Raw genomic sequence first — 17,440 nt, forward strand, 5'->3', positions numbered from 1 at the left:
ATGATTACACTACATCATTTAGATCAATCACGTTCTTTTCGTATCTTGTGGTTACTTGAAGAAATCAAGCAGCCCTATGAGCTGAAACGCTATTATCGTGACTCAAGCACGCATTTGGCCCCTGAATCTTTAAAAACCATCCATCCTTTAGGGAAATCTCCAGTATTGGAATGGGATGGCAAAGTTATTGCAGAGTCAGGCGCAATCGTTGAGTTATTAATTCAGCAACTTGCGCCGCATTTAGCACCAGATATGGATGAACCTACCTATGTCGATTATCTACAGTGGATTCATTTCTCAGAAAGCTCTGCCATGCTGCCATTTTTGTTAAAAACGTTTAATGCGATAGAAACCAAGCAGGGTACGAAGTTGGTATTTCTAGAAAATTATACTCAAGTTGAGTTCGATAAAGTATTTAGCTATTTAAATGAATATTTAAAAGATAAAGAATTTCTAGTGGCAGACCGTTTAACCGGTGCTGACTTTATGATGGGCTTTGGACTACATGCTTTAGTTCATCATATGGGACAAGGTGAAAATTATCCGCATATCCAACGTTATGTAGCAGGTTTAAGCCAACTACCTAGCTGGCAAGCCGCAGTACAAATTGAACAAAATGGTGTGAAAAGTCAAAAATAGCAAGATTGATTTTTTAAAGGCAATTTAGAAAAAGAATCGTGCTTGACAAGTACATCTAGTTAAAAAATAAGCTGACATATATTTAAGTAAACGCCTAATGAATTTCATCGGGCGTTCTCTATTTTAAAGATAAGGAATTACCATTTGGACTGCCACCACTCTCCTAGACAAATTTCGTCTATTCTAGTACGTTTAACCAGAGTACAGATTCTTGTTGTTGATTTAACGTAGAGGCATTTGGCAGAGCTGTAATTCTGAGCGTCTGACTTTTTGTCGCTTCAACACGTGAAATAGGTGGTGTAATCATGAAAGGTACTTTTGATTGATCAGGAGTACTTTTAGGATCACCTTCATCAATCCAAGCTTGGACCAGAGCAGGTTTAGAGCCATTGTTACTAAGTTGTAATGTTACTTCACGGGCATCAGAAGGATAAATGACACGTGTACCATGAATAACAATTTCTGCGTGCGAAGCTGTGGCAATCATCGAACAGAGTGCTAAGCCAGACAAAAAATTACAACCGTGAAATGACATGTTTTACATTCTCTGAAAAAGCGGAAGATTATAAAAATGAAAGAGTTTCTATGTTCTGAAACATAGAAACTCAGCGATCAATAATTATTGATAAATAATTGTATATTGAACGTTTGTCGTTACTTCACCAGCTGTAGATGCACCAGTTGCGTAGTATTCAGCATAGTAGTTCAAGTCGGCAGTACCGCCGTCAACAACATCAACCCATTGAGAATTAGCTTGAGCACCGCTAGCGCCAGCAGCTAAAACTGGAATCACTTGGTTGTTACTACCTAATAATTGAACATCAACGTTTTGAGCACCAGCAGTAGCTTGGTTGATTAAACGACCAGTGTTGAAGTCAACAGTTGCACCTGGTTCGAAGTAAGTTGCAACTTTACCTTCTGAACAATCTTTTAAGTTGATTTGGAATGGAGTACGACCTGCAACATCGCCAGCATTTGCTAAAGTTTGTCTAGAAACTGTTGGAAGTGTAACAGTAAAGTCTTTACCAGCAGGAGTATTGATAGTACAAGTTTTGTCAGTTACTAGACCATTGATTGTAATTGTGCCGTCAGCAGCTTGAGCGTTTGCGATGCCTACAACTGAAAGTGCAGCGATCAAAGCAAGTTTTTTCATAATGATTTCTCTAATACATCAGCTAAAAGTTTGAATTAGATTACTTTTCCAGTTAAATTCTTGCGCTGAACAAGTAATGCGCGAAATATACCATTCATTATAAAAATGCAAACTTCGTCACATAAATTAAATACTTAAATTTATCAATTGTTATAATTTGAATAACCTATTGTTTATTTATTAGTTTTTATTAATAAACTTTCATTATTAAGTGAATTTTATTTAAATAATCTTGGGGTGACTGTTAAGTTTTGTGATTAAAATCAGATTGTTTGATTTTTTTTTGATCGCATTGTTCATTTTTTCTTATCAATAACTATAAAAAATCAGTTCAGCTTATTTTTAAAAAATCTAAATATAGGTGGGGAAAATACATAGATTACAAAAACACCTAACTTGTTTTAAGAATTTTTTAAGATTCAATTCTTAGTGTTTTAGTCATGATTAGATGAAAAATCAGCTAAGGAGTTTTCAATGAATATGCTTTATACTCATAAACCGAACTACTATTTTTTTGCTCATAAATTTGTTTTATTTCTTGAAAGTTATATTAAAAATCATCCTCAAGAATTGATCACAAGCTTTAACTTACAAACGATTTATGACTTGTTCAGTCATGACCGAGCTTCGAGTACAACAAATCTTGAAGGTATTTTAAATATCGCCGATGAATACATGCTTGAGACAGATGAAGGGCAGCAGCCATTAATTCACGCATATCATGTTCATCTTGATAACCATGTTTTAACCTTAGAGTTTAATGCTAAAGCGATGATCAGCTTGAAGTCAGGACAAAGTCTTATTAGTCCTCAAGCTGCATAATCTAGAAATTCCTCTTGATACACTTAACCATGAATCTCCTTCGGTTAAGTGTTTTTTTATATAGCTGTTTTAAGTAAATTTATTCGTTATGATATTTTTAATTTTGTTGAAAATATTGAATCTCATGAATAAAGACTTCAATTCTGACACTTATACGGTTGATGAAAATATTGCCAATACAATTTTTTGGCTTATGCAACATCAAGATATTTTTGATTCATTTCATTTTGATGTACATACACAGGAATTATCCGTAACGCATGCTGCTGGCGTAGACATTATTCGTCAAGGTATGTTTCTAAATGCAAAATATGGAATTTTAGTTACTTCGATCTAATCTCAACAGTACAGAAAAAAACCTTGTCGATTGACAAGGTTTTTATATTTTATGCACTCATTGCATCTATAGAGAGTTCTGCCACCGTTGGTTTAGGTTTTTCAGCAGTTAAACCTAATTTAGCAAATAAGACTTGATCTTTACCTTCACCAGCGTTTGGTGTTGTTAGTAATTTATCACCAGAGAACAAAGAGTTTGCTCCAGCCATAAATGCTAAGGCTTGATCAGAATCACTGAGGGATTCACGTCCAGCAGATAAACGGATATAACTGTGAGGCATAATAATACGTGCAACAGCAATAGTACGAATCCATTCAGTAACATCTAACTTTTCTACATCTGCAAGCGGAGTACCTTCAATTGGAACAAGCATGTTAATTGGTACTGATTCAGGGTGAACGGGCATAGTAGAAAGCTCATGTAATAAACCAATACGGTCATTACGAGTTTCACCTAGACCAACAATCCCACCACTACAAACTTTCATCCCAGCCTGACGCACGTGATCAAGTGTATTTAAACGGTCATCAAAACTACGTGTACTGATGATGTGTGAATAATATTCACGAGAAGTATCAAGGTTGTGGTTGTAGTAATCTAAACCAGCATCTTTTAAGCGCTCTGCTTGAGATTGGTTTAACATCCCCAAAGTCATGCAAGTTTCTAAACCTAATGCTTTTACTTCACGAACCATTTCGAGAACATAAGGCATATCACGTTCATGTGGATTACGCCAAGCAGCACCCATACAAAAACGTGAAGAACCAGATTCTTTTGCTGAAATAGCTTCACGAATAACTTTATCAACAGCAATGCGTTTTTCCGCTTCTAATTTAGAATCGTAATGAGCAGATTGAGAGCAATACTTACAGTCTTCAGGACATTTACCTGTTTTGATTGAAAGTAGTGTGCTTACTTGAATGGTATTTGGTTGGAAATGTTGACGATGAACGCGTTGTGCTTCAAATACTAAATCTAAAAAAGGTTGATCATATAAGGCTTGGATTTCATCACGAGTCCAGTCATTACGTAGGGTCATTGTTATATCCATGATGATTGATTACAAAGATTGAGATTAATCATACAGAAATCATGCCAAAGCCAAAGGGCAAAAAACATCATTTTTCTATGTGATGGACAATTGGTTGTCGCAATTGTTGTTGAATTGCCCAATCAATATGTACGTTTACAATCTCATCGTGCCAAGGTTTTGCCTCTTGCAACTTAGCAACGATTTCATTCGAGTATGGCGCATTTCCAAGTCCGATTGCAATATTACGTTTAAATGATTGATACCCTGTGCGACGTATAGGGCTGCCTTCAGTATTGGCTAAAAATGTAGCTTCATCCCACTGCCAAATATCGAGCAAGCTAATATTGTCTAAACTATGTCTTGGATCAAAATCAGGAATTGTGGCTGTTTTAGCAAAGCCATTCCAGGGGCAAATTAACTGACAATCATCACAACCAAAAATTCGATTACCAATTCCAGCGCGGTATTCTTCTGGGATTATGCCTTTATATTCAATGGTTAGATATGCAATACATTTTCGAGCATCTAACATATAAGGTTCAACAATCGCTTGTGTAGGGCAGATATCAATACACGCTGTACATGAGCCACAATGTGCTGTCGCAGGTTGATCAAAAGGTAGATCGAGTGAAGTAAATAACTCACCTAAAACAAAAAAGGAACCTGATTTTTTATGAATGAGTAAAGTATGTTTCCCTGTCCAACCCATACCTGCACTTTCTGCAAGGGATTTTTCAAAAATTGGTGCTGAATCAGCAAATGGACGTGATTCGAAATCTCCAACTTTTTCTTTGATGCGTGTAGCTAAAGTTTTAAGTCGACCACGCATAACTTTGTGATAATCACGACCACGTGCATAACGTGCGATAATGGCTGAATTTGGTTCAAATGGTACATAACGGGGCTTTGGCGATGCTACAAGATAGTTCATACGCACACAGATAATACTTTTTGTGCCTGGCACGAGCAAAGTTGGGTCGGCTCGTTTATCTAGGTTTTCCTCTAAATAGTGCATGTCAGCATGATAGCCGCGTTTTAAATATTCTTTAAATCTCGGCATTTGATCTTGAGCATCTGGTTTGGCAATGACACAATCAGAAAAACCCAATTCCAAAGCTTGTGCTTTTATCCATGTTTTAAGTTCTTGAGGATCAAGCTGCTGAATCTCAATCTTTTGAGAAGTGTTGTGAGATGAGGAAGTGGAAGCCATAAACCAATAATAAGGAGAAAATCATGCACCGATCAGTTTACCATAGCAAAGTTTATGATAGTCAAAGTATACAAGCATGGGAGCGTCGATGGTTTGCTCAACGGAATTCTTCTTTAGGTTTAATGCAGCAAGCAGCTTGGACAATAGCGCAAAACTTAAATAAACAATTTCTAGCTAAAAAAATTAACCATATCGCGGTCTGGTGTGGTCAGGGCAATAATGCAGGTGATGGCTATTATATAGCTGCATTTTTAAAGCAGCAGGGATTTAAAGTAACCATGTTTGCTACAGAGCTAGGTCATTCTGAGGATTTACAACAGGCATTTCATTACGCACAAAGCCAACAAGTTGATACACAAACAATTGACTATTTATTGTCTGAACATGAGATAAACCAAGACTTACCCATATTCGATTGTCATATAGATGCTTTATTTGGGATCGGATTAAATCGAATGCTGGATCAAAAATGGCAAAATATTATTCACCTCTATAATCTGCAAACAGGTTTCAAAGTGTCAGTTGATATTCCTAGTGGAATTCATGCTGATACTGGTCAGGCTTTACCTTGTTCAACAGAAGCAGATCAAACTTTTACCCTATTGGGATATAAAGCTGGATTGTTTACAGGTCAAGGCAAGGAGTATGTGGGAAAACTGCATTTAGTCAGCTTGATCCCAATTGATGCAGAATTAAAACCACTTGCTTATTTATCTCCTGAACGAATTGCTTTACCGAAGCGCAAAGCCTTTGGTCATAAAGGAAGTTATGGACATGTGCTAGTCGTCGGTGGACACGCCGATATGGGGGGGGCAGTCATTATGTCTGCTGAAGCTGCTTTTCATGCTGGTGCAGGCAAAGTTACAGTGGTTTGCCATTCTAAACATCATCAAGCAATTCTAGCGCGTTCACCTAATATTATGGTGAGAGATATTAATGGGCTTGATCAAGGGCTTATTCAACATTTATTAGCACAAGTCGACGCAGTCTGTTTTGGAATGGGTTTAGGACGAGATGAATGGGCTGAAAATATCTATCAATTATGGTTTGATTTACTTAATAAAAATTCACATTTAGAAGTTGTATTGGATGCTGATGGATTATGGTTTTTGGCACGATATCCGCAGCAATTAAGTGCACATGTTTATGCAACTCCACATTCAGGTGAGGCAGCAACTTTGTTGGGTTGTAAAGCAGCAGATATTGAACAAGATCGAATTGCCGCGATTTATCAGCTACAACAAAAATATGCAGGACAATGGGTGCTTAAAGGTGCAGGGAGTCTGACATTAGATGATCAATTATGGATTTGCACTCAAGGTAATGCGGGGATGGGAACGGGTGGAATGGGGGATGTACTGGCAGGCATGATTGCGAGTCTAAAAGCGCAATTTCATGAGCAAGTCGCATTACATGAAATTGTCAGCTTACATGCACAAGCAGGAGATTTACTCGCTGAACAAGGGATTAGAGGCTTGCAAGCACATGAAATGGGGAAGGTAATTTATCAAGTTGTAAATCAGTAAATCTTAACGTCTTCTACTACTCGAACGACTGCGTCCACGAGCCATCCCGCCTAATGCATTTAAAACAGCCATTTTGCTCATACTTCCCGAAGCGTGGGCATGGCAAATAGCAGCAGCTAGAGCATCGGCTGCATCGGCTTGCGGTTGAATAGTAAGGTTAAGTAGTTTCATCACCATCATTTGGACTTGTTCTTTTTCGGCTGCACCATAACCAACCACAGACTGTTTAATCTGACGTGCTGTGTATTCAGCTACTTGTAAGTCTAAATTCACCAAGGCGGCAATCGCAGCACCGCGTGCCTGACCGAGTTTCAAAGCTGAATCAGGATTTTGAGCCATAAATACTTGTTCAACAGCAGCTTCGGTAGGACCGTGAAATTTAACGATACGCTCAATACCAGCGAAAATTCTTTTTAAACGCTCAGGCATTTCTTGTGTTTCTGTACGAATGGTGCCCGCATCGACAAAGCGTAGCATATTACCGTCCTTTTCAATAATTCCGTAACCTGTTAAGCGTGAACCAGGATCAATACCAATAATGAGTGACATGCAGCACTATAAAAATAAAAGAATGTTGATATTGTTACATATAGCCTTTTGCCTTGTACAATTTTTTGTTGGATAAAAATTTCAGTCATTTAAAGAGTCGATTTAAAAGATTTTGACTAGTAGGAGTGTGATTTAAAAAATTTGTTTGAATTATTTGAATGACGTAAAGAATTTCCTTTTTTGTATTAAATATGAGCAAGTATTTTAGTTTTTAAAGATTTATGGAGAAAAAGTTTGCATTAAATTAGCTAAGGGCGTATAAAGCTAACTCGCTGATGCGGGGTGGAGCAGTCTGGTAGCTCGTCGGGCTCATAACCCGAAGGTCGTTGGTTCAAATCCAACCCCCGCATCCAATTTATTTTGCTCTGTGATCTATAAAAACGTTGTTGTTTTCTTAAACAGTAACGAGTTAGCTGAAATAAACCTAAAAAGCTAAAATTATTATTAAATCCTAGTTATGCTCTGTTTCCTTACCTAGTGTTGTAGTAAATCCAAGTTGTCACTTGAGCTCAGTCATGAGTATTTAAGTTTTGAAAATTATCAATGAATGGCATATTGCCACTGCCACAAATGGCAATGAAATTAATGTACAAATTATTCCCCTCAAACGTCAGCAAAGCACGCTTAATGGCTTTAAATGGGTTGAGGTAGGAAAAAAAATCCTTTTACAATCTGGTCAAGAAATTGACTTTAATCTTGATGGTAGAAGTTTTTATACATCACCAAACCAGTTGTATCGACTAAATTAGTCATATTTGAGCCTAACATAGAAATATTGTTACATTTTTAGGTTGGGCTTTATTGGATTATCCCCTTAGTTACAATTGTTTTTTTAGTTTTTTATTAATATAAAATCCTTATAATTCAATAGTTAAATATAAAAAATCTAATTTTATAAATAATAATTGAAAATTATCTATATAAATAAGCAGATATTTATTGCTTGTAAAAAGCAAACTCGTGTATAGTGGTTCTTAACTAGAAGAATAACACTGTTGATTCAGCAAATCTTTAATTTCGTAGTTTAGTTAAACCTCTCGTTTTATCAGATTTTAGTCTCAAAGTTTTATTACTCCAAGTTATTTGCTGCTAAGCATCCCGAATTTTTTAAATAGGTTAAAGATATGTCTAACACTGCGACTGGTACAGTTAAATGGTTCAACGAAACTAAAGGTTTTGGTTTCATCCATGCTGATTCTGGACAAGATGTTTTTGCTCATTTTAGCGAAATCCAAAGCAATGGTTTCAAAGTTCTTCATGAAGGACAACGCGTGTCATTTACTGTTGCTCAAGGCAAAAAAGGCCCACAAGCAACTGGTATTACTGTAGTTGCTCAAAACTAATAGTATGCCGCAGAAAAAAGCTCACTTTGGTGGGCTTTTTTTATGGTAAAAAAACCATAAATCTATCAAATTTCTTCTTCTGCTAAATTAATTGTTTAAGCCCAATGGTAAAAAGTATTGCATGCTCTACGACTTTTTGCTAATTTCAATTCGACGATTATTTCGGCAGATTAAAGAGTAGCGTACATTTGATGAGTATGCGGTTATGGATAACATAGAGCAATACACTCAAGGGTTTGAACATGAAGTTCACGTGCAGTGTAAAAGATCATTAGGGACATTGTTATTTAGCTTTGTTGTCTTGCTAGTAACAAGTTTGTAATTAAAAAGCACCTAAGGGTCACTACTGTCCCATAGTTTGCTTTAAATAAAAAAACCTGAGTCTAAATAGTTAAAATATGAGTGCAAACAAACACTTTAACTATAAAGGACTCAGGTTTTGTCACATCAGAATACCGTATTTCATCAATTACTTAAACCCATTTTAAGACAAGATTTTGAACGTCTGGCTAAACTGCACCACTCTGGGCAAAAATTAAGATCAGCCACCCGCTGGGATCAGTTTGTTGCCATATTGATGTCCCAACTTTCTTGTCGGCAAAGCTTAAGAGACATTCAATCCAATCTCGAATCCCAGCAGGAAAAGCTCTATCATCTTGGCGCGAAGAGAATTGCGCGAAGCACCTTAGCAAGACTCAACGAAGAACAGCCCGCCAGCCTGTATCAGCAATTGTTCACACAGCTGCTTCAGCGCTGTGAAAACTCTAAAACTGCACATAAATTTAGATTCAAAAATCCGCTGTATTCACTAGATGCCAGTCATATTGATCTTTCACTGTCATTGTGCGAATGGGCAAAAGTGCATGAATCCAAAGCCAGTATTAAACTCAGTGTTGGCTTAAATCACAGCAATACCATTCCTGAATTTGTAGCGCTTGGGGATGGTATTGAAAATGATATGGTGCAAGGCGGAGCATTTAAATTTCCTGCTGGCAGCATTATCGTCTTTGATAAAGGATATGTTGATTATCAATGGTTTGCTCAGTTGACACTTCAGAACGTCAGCTTTGTAACCCGGCTACGCCCAAAGACAGTTTATCAAGTTAAATCAAGCCGCAGCGTATTAGAGACTAAAGGGATTATTGCGGATGAATGTATTGAATTGAGCAGTGCGCATGCCAAGAAAAGAGGCGCACCTGAATTATTAAGACGTATAGAGTTTTATGATACAGATAAGAAAAGAACATTCGAATTTCTGAGCAACAACTTTCATCTGGCAGCATCCACCATTGCTGCAATTTATAAAGACCGCTGGAAGATTGAGTTATTCTTTAAAGCCATCAAGCAGAATTTAAAACTGAAGTCATTTCTAGGTCGAAGCCGCAATGCGATACAAACGCAAATATGGATTGCATTAATTGCCTATTTGCTGGTGAACTTTGCTAAACACATGGCACAAGAAGGATGGAGTGTTCAGCGTTTACTGAGAATTATTCAGGTCAATTTATTTGAAAGGAAACTTTTAAGGTCACTCTTTGTGCCTGATAAAAAATGGCGAAAACAAGAAGAACCTCAATTGAGGTTCTTCTTGTGATATTTGTGGGACAGCAGTGCCTAAGGGTGCTTTTTTATGCGTTATGAAAGTGACTGTTGAGGAAAAATTTTATCTTCCTGACCGTGTTTGCTATGTGATAGGCTTTATAAAAAAGGATAAGCCTATGGATGCCATAGAAACAAAAGATTTTTCTGCTATTGCTGGTTACACGCTTGCACTTCTAGAGATGGATGAGTGGATTAATACTCGGCCTTTTTTTTATCAAATAAAGACGCATTATTTGGTTGATCAAGCGATTAGGCTTGAATACATCATTATCCAGTAGAGATAATTTAGAAACTTTAGCCTGGTAAGAATGAACTTTGAATGGCATAGATCATAAATACATCTAAAGTATATTTTTTTTCTCTGTACACGACAAAAATAGATAACTCATTGAAATAATGTCACAATAATTGTTTTCTAACGACGAATACTATGACACATCTCAATGAGTTATATCTTATCTTAAACAAATCTCTAAAATGGAACAAGTCACATTTAAAGTGCTTTGCGCTCATCATGCTTGTGATCATTTTAAAGCAAACATGTAATCTTTCTTCTGCATCTAAAGCCTTGCCCATCAAGTGCTTACCACAATCATTTTATCGACGTATGCAGCGCTTCTTTGCAGGTCAGTATTTTGATTATCGTCAAATTTCTCAGTTGATTTTCAATATGTTTTCATTCGACCAAGTGCAACTGACTTTAGATAGAACCAATTGGAAATGGGGAAAACGAAATATTAATATCCTGATGCTCGCAATCGTTTATCGTGGAATAGCGATACCTATCCTTTGGACATTGCTTAATAAACGTGGAAATTCAGATACGAAAGAGCGTATTGCTTTGATTCAACGCTTTATAGCCATTTTTGGTAAAGACCGTATTGTGAATGTGTTCGCAGACAGAGAGTTTATCGGTGAGCAGTGGTTTACATGGTTAATTGAACAAGACATCAACTTCTGCATTCGTGTTAAAAAAACTTCATTGTCACCAATCATTTAGGAAAGAATCATAAAATTAGTGATTTATTTCGCCATCTTAAAGTTGGTCAAATTGAATGTCGTAAACGACGGATTTTGGTTGGTCGGGTGAAACTATATATAAGTGCACTACAGTTAGAAAATGGAGAGCTTTTACTCGTCGTTTCTCCTCAGTTTAATGCCAATGCTATTCAGGATTATGCATTACGCTGGGAAATTGAAACCTTATTCAGTTGTCTCAAAGGACGCGGGTTTAATCTTGAAAATACGCGCTTGACAGACCCTAGACGAGTGAAAAAATTGATTGCGGTGTTAGCTATAAGCTTCTGTTGGTGTTACTTAACGGGTGAATGGCAACATAATCAAAAAAAAGCGATAATAATAAAGAAGCATGGACGACTCTCAATGAGTTTATTTCGCTATGGTTTAGACTATGTTCAAATGGCGATTCAGCGTTTAATTGGTTTTGGGAAAAAAGAAGAGTTTAAGGAAATTTTGGCAATTTTAAGAAAGCAGAATCCTGATAGGATAAGGGTTCTGTGAAATTTGTCGTGTACAAAGATTTTTTTTAATAAGTTGTATTGCTGAGCTAAAATCCTACAAATATTCAAACTATTTTTCTGTTTCAAATCATCGACATAATTTCTAAATTTTTTTGATATCTTTAATTTTTTACACATAAGAATTTAATTTTATGAAAAAGTTATTCATCATCTGTACGGTATTCCTTTCAATATCAGCATGCTCATCTACTCCAAATAAAGATGTGTCTCCTCCTAAAATTGGTATGCCTAATCCAGCCAGCCAATATTGTATTGAGCAAGGTGGGCAATTAGAAATTAGAAATGAAGCGAATGGTCAGGTCGGATACTGTAAATTACCGAATGGTAAAGTTGTAGAAGAGTGGGAGCTTTTTAGAGCAAATCAACCTAAATGCGATGCGGAAGAGGTTCAAAAATTAATTGGTCAGTCTGGGTTAAGTGATCAACAAATTAAACAAAAAACTCAATCAGAAATTGTTCGCACAGTTGCACCAAATCAGCCTGTAACAATGGATTATCGTGAAAATCGAGTTACTGTTACGATAGACCCAAGCTCTAAGAAAATCTTAAATGCGAGCTGCGGCTAATATTTATAAAAAATATAAGCTCTCATCTTGAATGTCTTCAGATGAGAGTGTTTCTGAAAATAGAGTAAGCCGTAAAACTTGATAAATTCGAAATTGTACCCATATCTTAATTTATTGAGTTCGTATTGATTAATATGTAAGAATGATCAATTGAGCTGACACAAGTTTTTTATTTTTTGAGATTTGAGATGAATCTACTTCTTATCGTGGTTTTAGGTACTATTGCTGAGGTTTTAGTATGGATTGGCGTGGGTGACCTCGTTGGAAGTATGTGGTATGTCTTCTTCTGGTTTGTGTTTGCTTTCTTTATTGGTTTAAACCTTGTTCGCTCTAGCACTGCTAATATCATGCCTCAATTGCAGCAGATGCAAATGACAGGGCAATTAGGCTCAGATCCTGCTGTTACTAAGAAACTTGCATTAGCAATGTCTGGTTTCTTTTTAATGATTCCAGGATTTATTTCTGATGTACTTGCTTTATTGGTGTTGTTTCCTTCTGTACAAACAGCTTTTCGTAATGCTTTGATGAAAACAATGGCCAAACGTCAGCAAGCGATGATGGATCAAATGATGGGTGGTATGGGAGGCGGCGGAGCTGCTGGACAAAATCCTTTTGCTGATTTGATGCGCCAAATGCAAGAAATGCAAAATCAACAGGGCGGTAGTCAATACCGTGATTCAACCATTATTGATGGTGAAGCGAGAGAAGTGAAATCAGATCAAAAGAAAATCGAATTTAAAGATGTAAACTAAGTTGTAATTTTTTAAAAAAGCACGCTCTTCTAAAGCGTGCTTTTTATTTTTGTTTGCTTGTATCTGTATCTGTGCTTTGTTCTAAATTTTCAGATAGATTTTGTGTTTCAGCAGTTTTTTTATATAGTATCGGAGCTAATGTCGTAACTTGATTTTCTGATTGTTTGTATTTTCTACTGCGATTTGCTCGTTCGCGAAATCCACCTTTAGTAATTAATTGAGTCATGATATTTACTCTTTGATCCTAGCCCAATATTTTAGCAAAATTATGTGAAAGATCAAAATAATACCTAATTACTGAATTTACCTCGATTGTAATGATTTCATAAAAATGACATATTTTTTTTGTTAAATGAGCTGGTACGGTCATAAATCAAGATTGAAATCTTGATTTATTTCTCATAGGATAAAAGTGCGACGGTAAAAATTGTTGTAAAAAGAAAATAAAAAATAACAATCGGGAGGAAAAATGATGTTATATCAATATCATTGTGCATGCTGTGACAAGGTTGTTGCTTCAACTGATAAAGAATGTCCACATTGCGGTTCGCAACACATTAGGAGTCCATATGGGCTTTGGATGTTCTGTGTGGCAGCATGTTTGGCTGTAGTTGTTATTGTGAAGCTTGCGCATATGTATTCGCAACATCATCAAGAAGAGCAGCCTGTTCAAAATACTTCTATTTTTGAAGTTTTAAAGCAAGACAATATGAATTCGGGAAATTAAAAGGGGGGAATAAAAAAGCTCGCATCATGCGAGCTTTTTTATGTGTGGGTTTAAAGTCCAGCAGCATCCTTAAGGATCTGAACTTTATCTGTCTTTTCCCATGTAAATGCAGTGTCAGAACCTTCGCGACCGAAGTGACCATATGCTGCAGTTTGCTTATACATCGGTTGAATTAGATTCAACATACGCGTAATACCATACGGACGTAAGTCAAAATGTTCACGTACTAGCTGAACAATAAGCTCATCTGATACTTTGCCTGTATTAAATGTATTAATTGAAATAGAAGTAGGTTCTGCAACACCAATTGCATAACTGACTTGAATTTCACATTTGTCAGCAAGACCTGCAGCAACGATATTTTTCGCAACATAACGTCCAGCATAAGCTGCAGAGCGGTCTACTTTTGATGGGTCTTTACCAGAGAAAGCACCACCACCATGACGAGCCATACCACCGTATGTATCAACAATAATTTTACGACCAGTTAAACCACAGTCACCTACAGGACCACCAATCACAAACATACCTGTAGGATTGATGTGGAACTTGGTTTCAGCATGAAACATTTCAGCAGGAATAATTGGTTTAATAATTTCTTCGATAATTGCTTCTTTTAACTGAGCTTGGCTGATTTCAGGATCGTGCTGAGTTGATAAGACAACTGCATCTAAACGAACTGGCATACCATTTTCATAAGCAAATGTAACTTGGCTTTTTGCATCTGGACGTAACCAAGGTAAAGCACCTGAACGACGTAATTCTGCTTGACGTTCCATGAGGCGATGAGCGTATGAAATAGGTGCAGGCATAAGAACATCTGTCTCACGGCTTGCGTAACCGAACATCAAGCCTTGGTCGCCAGCACCTTGATCTTCTGGTTTTTGACGGTCAACACCTTGAGCAATCTCAGGTGACTGATTACCAATCATGTTGATGACAGCACATGTAGAGCCATCAAAACCTAAATCAGAATGATGATAACCGATTCCGTTAACTGTTTGACGTACAATCGCTTCAAAGTCCACGTTTGCTGTAGTCGTAATTTCACCAGCAAGAACAACAGCGCCTGTTTTTACTAATGTTTCACAAGCGACACGCGCATACGGGTCTTCTTTTAGGATTGCATCTAAAATAGCATCACTAATTTGGTCAGCCATTTTGTCTGGATGACCTTCGCTTACAGATTCTGAAGTAAAAACAGCATACTCGCGCATGAACGTCCTATCATGGTTATTTTCAAAAAGACAGAGTATGTTACATCGACTTGGCGTATAGGACTAGCACAAGCTGACTAAAAAGCATGAAATTATTTCATTTTCATCATGTTTTTATTGATATGTGTATAAGTAAAACTAATATTAATGCTTTAATTAATAAAGTTTTTCTGAATTGTAAATTTTCATATTTGACTGATTGTATTTTACATGTTGTTTACACGGTGAACATTTACATAAAGAATTGTATTTGAATGATCAAAATATAAGAAATATCGTGTATTGCACTTTACCCCATCTTGTTTTTTTAAGACAATAGTCGCAGTTTTTGAAAGATGATTTCTCATCTTCTCTCATCTTATTGATTTAATCGGATTCTGACTTATGACAACCCCTTTAAATGAACGTCGTATTGCAAATGCAATTCGTGTCTTGGCTATGGATGCTGTGCAACAAGCAAACTCAGGGCATCCTGGTGCTCCAATGGGGATGGCAGATATCGCTGACGTAGTTTGGCGCGAATTTTTAAATCATAACCCAACAAACCCACAATGGGCGAACCGTGACCGTTTTGTATTGTCTAATGGTCATGGCTCAATGTTGCAATATGCATTATTGCATTTGACTGGTTATGATTTGTCTATTGAAGATTTAAAACAATTCCGCCAATTACACTCTAAAACTCCTGGTCATCCTGAATATGGCTATGCACCAGGTATTGAAACAACAACTGGCCCATTAGGTCAGGGTATTGCGAATGCAGTAGGTTTTGCTTTAGCTGAAAAAACGTTAGCTGCTCAGTTCAACAAAGACGGTTTAGATGTTGTTGATCACTTCACGTACTGTTTCCTTGGTGATGGCTGCTTGATGGAAGGTATTTCGCACGAAGTATGTTCACTTGCAGGTACTTTAGGTCTTGGTAAGTTGATTGCTTACTACGATGACAACGGGATTTCAATTGATGGTGAAGTAGAAGGTTGGTTTAGTGATGATACTGAGCAACGTTTCAAAGCTTATGGCTGGCAAGTGCTTCGTGTAGACGGGCATGACGCTGATGCGATTCGTCAAGCAACTGTTGAAGCGAAAGCTGAAAGCAATAAACCAACGATCATTATCTGTAAAACGATTATTGGTTTAGGTTCTCCAAATAAGCAAGGTAAAGAAGATTGCCACGGCGCTCCACTTGGTAAAGACGAAATCGCTTTAACACGTGAAGCATTAGGTTGGAAAGAAGAAGCGTTTGTTATTCCAGAAGATGTGTATGCAGCTTGGGATGCAAAAGCTAAGGGTCAAACTTCTGAAGCCGCTTGGAATGAATTGTTTGCACAATACCAAGCAAAATATCCAACTGAAGCAGCTGAATTGTTACGTCGCATCAACGGTGACTTACCTGCAGAATTTGCTGCACAAGCCGATGCATTCATCGCTGAAACAAATGCAAAAGCTGAAACAATTGCAACTCGTAAAGCAAGCCAAAATACGTTACAAGCGTTTGGTCCATTACTGCCTGAATTATTAGGTGGTTCGGCTGACTTGGCTGGTTCTAACTTAACACTTTGGAAAGGTTGCCAAGGCGTACAAGATAATCCTGCGGGTAACTACGTTTATTACGGCGTTCGTGAATTCGGTATGACCGCAATTGCAAACGGTGTAGCTTTACACGGTGGTTTTGTTCCTTACGTTGCAACATTCTTAATGTTTATGGAGTATGCGCGTAATGCGGTACGTATGTCTGCATTAATGAAGCAACGCGTGATTCATGTATATACACATGATTCAATCGGTTTAGGTGAAGATGGTCCAACACATCAGCCAATTGAGCAAATTGCATCATTACGTGGTACGCCTAATTTAAATACATGGCGTCCATGTGATACGGTTGAAGCGGCTGTTTCTTGGAAATCTGCTCTTCAGCGTAAAGAAGGTCCAACAGCATTAATCTTCTCTCGTCAAAACTTGCCATTCCAAGCACGTAATGAAGCTCAAATTCAAAACGTTGCAAAAGGTGGTTATGTACTTGCTGAAGAAAAAGGCGAGTTGAAAGCAATCATCATTGCGACTGGTTCAGAAGTTTCATTGGCGATGGAAGCATATGCGCAGCTTGAAGGTGTGCGTGTTGTGTCTATGCCATGTGCTGAAGAATTCATGAAGCAAGATGCTGCTTACCGTGAAGAGGTATTACCAGCACATATCCGTGGACGTGTAGCAGTTGAAGCTGCCCATGTGGATTACTGGTGGAAATTTGTTGGTTTAGATGGCAAAGTGATTGGTATGACCACTTATGGCGAATCTGCACCAGCGAAAGATTTGTTCCAATTCTTTGGTATCACGACGGAAGCAGTTGTCGCTGCTGTTAAAGAATTGACTGCTTAATTGAATTAAGAGTTAAAAAGCGTCCTGAATAGGGCGCTTTTTTTGTGAAT

Annotated in this window: 19 protein-coding genes, 1 tRNA gene and 1 pseudogene; 14 read left to right on the top strand and 7 right to left on the bottom strand. The window is 37.3% G+C overall.

Annotated elements, in window-relative coordinates; all coding sequences use genetic code 11:
- Positions 1 to 639 carry a glutathione S-transferase family protein gene (locus tag R2H34_RS07960; RefSeq protein ID WP_042892980.1) on the top strand — a complete coding sequence of 213 codons (639 nt, stop codon included), beginning with the start codon at positions 1 to 3 and terminating at the stop codon, positions 637 to 639.
- Positions 640 to 820: 181 nt separating this feature from the next.
- Here the strand turns inward: R2H34_RS07960 and R2H34_RS07965 are convergent.
- A pseudogene (locus R2H34_RS07965) lies at positions 821 to 1,174 on the bottom strand (fimbria/pilus periplasmic chaperone); the annotation flags it as partial.
- A gap of 84 nt (positions 1,175 to 1,258) precedes the next feature.
- Complete coding sequence (locus R2H34_RS07970; RefSeq protein ID WP_004961480.1) at positions 1,259 to 1,792, bottom strand: fimbrial protein; 534 nt, start codon at positions 1,790 to 1,792, stop codon at positions 1,259 to 1,261.
- Between the two features lie 474 nt (positions 1,793 to 2,266).
- On the opposite strand from R2H34_RS07970, the gene R2H34_RS07975 reads away from it, so the two are divergent.
- Together R2H34_RS07975 and R2H34_RS07980 are read left to right on the top strand one after the other, a co-directional pair.
- The gene (locus R2H34_RS07975; protein ID WP_004954754.1) at positions 2,267 to 2,614 is read left to right on the top strand and encodes a hypothetical protein; all 348 of its coding nucleotides are present in this window, start codon (positions 2,267 to 2,269) and stop codon (positions 2,612 to 2,614) included.
- Between the two features lie 124 nt (positions 2,615 to 2,738).
- Positions 2,739 to 2,951: a hypothetical protein gene (locus tag R2H34_RS07980; RefSeq protein WP_004915346.1), complete on the top strand. Its 213-nt coding sequence runs from the start codon at positions 2,739 to 2,741 to the stop codon at positions 2,949 to 2,951.
- A gap of 49 nt (positions 2,952 to 3,000) precedes the next feature.
- Here the strand turns inward: R2H34_RS07980 and bioB are convergent, their stop codons facing one another.
- Together bioB and queG are read right to left on the bottom strand one after the other, a co-directional pair.
- Positions 3,001 to 3,990 (bottom strand): biotin synthase BioB, encoded by a 990-nt coding sequence (gene bioB / locus R2H34_RS07985; RefSeq protein WP_087540806.1) that lies wholly within the window; start codon positions 3,988 to 3,990, stop codon positions 3,001 to 3,003.
- A gap of 79 nt (positions 3,991 to 4,069) precedes the next feature.
- Positions 4,070 to 5,194 (bottom strand): tRNA epoxyqueuosine(34) reductase QueG, encoded by a 1,125-nt coding sequence (queG, locus tag R2H34_RS07990; protein ID WP_039046965.1) that lies wholly within the window; start codon positions 5,192 to 5,194, stop codon positions 4,070 to 4,072.
- A 23-nt stretch (positions 5,195 to 5,217) separates the two neighbouring features.
- Here queG and R2H34_RS07995 point away from each other — a divergent pair, with 23 nt between their 5' ends.
- Positions 5,218 to 6,720: an NAD(P)H-hydrate dehydratase gene (locus R2H34_RS07995; RefSeq protein ID WP_087540803.1), complete on the top strand. Its 1,503-nt coding sequence runs from the start codon at positions 5,218 to 5,220 to the stop codon at positions 6,718 to 6,720.
- Positions 6,721 to 6,723: 3 nt separating this feature from the next.
- On the opposite strand, the gene ruvC is transcribed toward R2H34_RS07995, so the two are convergent.
- Complete coding sequence (ruvC, locus tag R2H34_RS08000) at positions 6,724 to 7,269, bottom strand: crossover junction endodeoxyribonuclease RuvC (RefSeq protein ID WP_039046964.1); 546 nt, start codon at positions 7,267 to 7,269, stop codon at positions 6,724 to 6,726.
- A 276-nt stretch (positions 7,270 to 7,545) separates the two neighbouring features.
- Between ruvC and R2H34_RS08005 the strand changes: the two genes are divergently transcribed.
- From R2H34_RS08005 to R2H34_RS08040, 8 genes are all read left to right on the top strand, one after another.
- Positions 7,546 to 7,622: transfer RNA gene (locus R2H34_RS08005), tRNA-Met, on the top strand.
- A gap of 177 nt (positions 7,623 to 7,799) precedes the next feature.
- A complete protein-coding gene (locus tag R2H34_RS08010) occupies positions 7,800 to 8,018 on the top strand; it encodes a transposase (RefSeq protein ID WP_087540801.1) in 219 nt (72 codons plus the stop codon).
- A 375-nt stretch (positions 8,019 to 8,393) separates the two neighbouring features.
- Positions 8,394 to 8,612 (top strand): cold-shock protein, encoded by a 219-nt coding sequence (locus R2H34_RS08015; RefSeq protein WP_004915353.1) that lies wholly within the window; start codon positions 8,394 to 8,396, stop codon positions 8,610 to 8,612.
- A gap of 439 nt (positions 8,613 to 9,051) precedes the next feature.
- Entirely contained in the window at positions 9,052 to 10,206 is a 1,155-nt protein-coding gene (locus R2H34_RS08020) for an IS4 family transposase (RefSeq protein WP_318342545.1), read from the top strand.
- A gap of 16 nt (positions 10,207 to 10,222) precedes the next feature.
- Positions 10,223 to 10,492 (top strand): hypothetical protein, encoded by a 270-nt coding sequence (locus R2H34_RS08025; protein ID WP_087541041.1) that lies wholly within the window; start codon positions 10,223 to 10,225, stop codon positions 10,490 to 10,492.
- A 152-nt stretch (positions 10,493 to 10,644) separates the two neighbouring features.
- Positions 10,645 to 11,735, top strand: a protein-coding gene (locus R2H34_RS08030; protein ID WP_100222571.1) for an IS4-like element ISAba1 family transposase whose coding sequence is annotated in 2 segments (ribosomal slippage) — positions 10,645 to 11,185 and positions 11,185 to 11,735 — 1,092 coding nt in all. Because the reading frame shifts where the segments join, the coding sequence is not laid out codon by codon here.
- A gap of 151 nt (positions 11,736 to 11,886) precedes the next feature.
- Complete coding sequence (locus tag R2H34_RS08035) at positions 11,887 to 12,321, top strand: I78 family peptidase inhibitor (protein WP_042892400.1); 435 nt, start codon at positions 11,887 to 11,889, stop codon at positions 12,319 to 12,321.
- A 188-nt stretch (positions 12,322 to 12,509) separates the two neighbouring features.
- On the top strand, positions 12,510 to 13,073 hold the full coding sequence (locus R2H34_RS08040) for an FxsA family protein (RefSeq protein WP_318342546.1): 564 nt from the start codon (positions 12,510 to 12,512) through the stop codon (positions 13,071 to 13,073).
- 43 nt (positions 13,074 to 13,116) lie between these two features.
- Here the strand turns inward: R2H34_RS08040 and R2H34_RS08045 are convergent, their stop codons facing one another.
- Positions 13,117 to 13,299: a hypothetical protein gene (locus R2H34_RS08045; RefSeq protein ID WP_087541038.1), complete on the bottom strand. Its 183-nt coding sequence runs from the start codon at positions 13,297 to 13,299 to the stop codon at positions 13,117 to 13,119.
- 243 nt (positions 13,300 to 13,542) lie between these two features.
- Between R2H34_RS08045 and R2H34_RS08050 the strand changes: the two genes are divergently transcribed.
- Positions 13,543 to 13,800: a hypothetical protein gene (locus R2H34_RS08050; RefSeq protein WP_004915370.1), complete on the top strand. Its 258-nt coding sequence runs from the start codon at positions 13,543 to 13,545 to the stop codon at positions 13,798 to 13,800.
- Positions 13,801 to 13,850: 50 nt separating this feature from the next.
- On the opposite strand, the gene metK is transcribed toward R2H34_RS08050, so the two are convergent.
- On the bottom strand, positions 13,851 to 15,017 hold the full coding sequence (gene metK / locus R2H34_RS08055) for a methionine adenosyltransferase (RefSeq protein WP_087540718.1): 1,167 nt from the start codon (positions 15,015 to 15,017) through the stop codon (positions 13,851 to 13,853).
- Between the two features lie 384 nt (positions 15,018 to 15,401).
- Here metK and tkt point away from each other — a divergent pair, with 384 nt between their 5' ends.
- Positions 15,402 to 17,390, top strand: a complete 1,989-nt coding sequence (gene tkt / locus R2H34_RS08060) for a transketolase (protein WP_004961512.1) — start codon at positions 15,402 to 15,404, stop codon at positions 17,388 to 17,390.
- Positions 17,391 to 17,440 lie beyond the last annotated feature (50 nt).

The organism is Acinetobacter sp. 16, assembly GCF_033439925.1.
Lineage (GTDB): Bacteria > Pseudomonadota > Gammaproteobacteria > Pseudomonadales > Moraxellaceae > Acinetobacter > Acinetobacter junii.